1 protein-coding gene is annotated in these 1,274 nt (G+C 65.0%); it reads left to right on the top strand.

Annotation, left to right across the window (positions count from 1 at the left end):
• Positions 1 to 404: 404 nt before the first annotated feature.
• On the top strand, positions 405 to 1,274 hold an 870-nt coding region (locus AC5Y36_RS25760), incomplete at its 3' end, for an IS30 family transposase (RefSeq protein WP_500043810.1).

The raw sequence follows: 1,274 nt of genomic DNA, 5'->3' as shown, positions 1-1,274 counted from the left end.
GGCGGGTTCACGCGGTCGTCGCAACGCTCTCGATTTGAGGGGTTGCGGCGGCCGTGTCGTTTTCGGAGGACTGTGTTCGGTTTGGTGAACGGTTAGCAAAGCTCGTTGATGCGGGCGTGCCGGTCAGGGAGGCGGCGGCTTCGCTGGGCATTTCACGGCAGCGGGGTTATGCCATTCTGCGGGCGACGGGCCGGCCGATGGGTTCGCCTCGGCCGACGTTGGACGGGGTCGATGGCGAGCAGGTGGTCTCGGTGTTCACCTCGACCGGTTCGGTGGATGCCGCCGCCAAAGCGGCGGGTATTTCGCATTGCTCGGCGCGCAAGCTGCTGGTGGTGGCTGGTCTGGTCAGTGCGCAGCGGCAGCCAGGCGACAAACCGGTAGCCCGCAGACGGTTTCTGGAGTTGGTGGAACAAGGCTGGTCAACGGCTGCTGCGGCGCGCGAGGTCGGGGTGCATGTGTGTACCGGCCGCCGCTGGCGCAGCGCTGCCACGCGGGCCCATCGCGGCGCGGCGGTCATCGATGACGATGGTGCCAGCCGGTACACACGATCAGTGACTGTGACCGCCCCGGCCAACACGCCGGTAATCAGTAGCCGGTATTTATCGTTGCAGGATCGGCTGGCCATCGCAGACGGCTTGGCCGTCGGCACACCCAAGGCCGTGATCGCCGACGGTATCGGCAAGCATGTCTCGACGGTCTGCCGCGAGATCGACCGGCATAGCGTGGAGGGTCTATATCTGCCGTATCAGGCCGATCAGGCCGCCGCGGTGGCACGTCGACGCCCCAAACCCTGCAAGCTGGTCACCAACGACAAACTCCGCCAGCACGTCCAGGACGGGTTGTCCAAGAAGTGGTCGCCCGAAGAGATCTCGTATCGTCTGGTCAAGGAGTTCCCCACCGACGAAAGCATGCGGGTGAGCCACGAAACGATCTACCAGGCGCTATATTTTCAGGCCCGTGGTGGACTCAAACGTGAAGTTGCCCAAGCACTCAGAACCGGACGCACCCGACGCAAACCGCACCGTGTCCCAGATGCGCGTCGGCAGCGTTTCATCGATCCGATGATCATGATCAGCGAGCGGCCCGCCGAAATCGCCGACCGCGCCGTACCCGGGCACTGGGAGGGAGATCTGATCATGGGTGCGGCCAACAAGTCCGCGATCGCCACCCTGGTCGAGCGTGCGACGCGCTACACCCTGCTGGTGCACCTGCCCAACGGCCATACCGCCGAGGAGGTCCGCGACGGCCTAATCGCCACCATCTCCACGTTGCCG

This window comes from Mycobacterium sp. NGS50, assembly GCF_059812545.1.
Note: the sequence above shows the minus strand (reverse complement) of the source record. Positions and strands in the feature narration are given on the sequence as shown.